General features: G+C 61.9%; 1 protein-coding gene. It reads right to left on the reverse strand.

Features of this window, described 5'->3' with window-relative positions:
* Positions 1 to 554, reverse strand: a 554-nt coding sequence (locus KHC27_RS05645) for a calcium-binding protein (protein WP_425514858.1), incomplete at its 3' end; no start/stop codon positions are given.
* Positions 555 to 564 lie beyond the last annotated feature (10 nt).

Below are 564 nucleotides of genomic sequence, written 5' to 3' on the forward strand. Positions count from 1 at the left end.
CAGGTGAGGGTGTGGGACTTCGCTACCGTCGCGCCGTCGCCGATCAGCGTGTCGTTGTCGGCGCCGCCATAGAGCGCATCATTGCCGCCGGTGGACGATGCGGCGCGTGATCCCGCGACAAACACGTAGCCGAACGTCAGAGCGTCACCATAGATCGTGTCCTGGCCATCGTCGCCATAAAGCGTGTCGGCAGCGCCGGAGAAAACAGCAGAGGTGAAAGTCGCGACAGACGTTCCGTCGCCATAGATCGTGTCGTTGCCCGCCCCGCCATGTATCACATCATTGCCGCCAGCCGTACGATTGCCGGTAAAGTTACTCTCGCCCGCTTCATCGCCTATGATGGTGTCCCCATAGCCGCTTCCGGTTATGGCGTCGTTCCCACCTTTAAAAAAACCTGTTGCGCCCGTATCTCCATAAATCATCGTAGCCGCGGTGGCCGCCGACGCGTCGATCGTGTCGTTGCCGCCCAGGGCCATATCGCTGGCCGAGCTGCCAGCCAAGGCAAGCCGGTCGCCATAGACGGTCGTCAACGCGCTGCCGGCGGTCCAGATCACGTCATTGCCG

The organism is Ancylobacter lacus (genome assembly GCF_018390635.1).
Classification (GTDB): domain Bacteria; phylum Pseudomonadota; class Alphaproteobacteria; order Rhizobiales; family Xanthobacteraceae; genus Ancylobacter; species Ancylobacter lacus.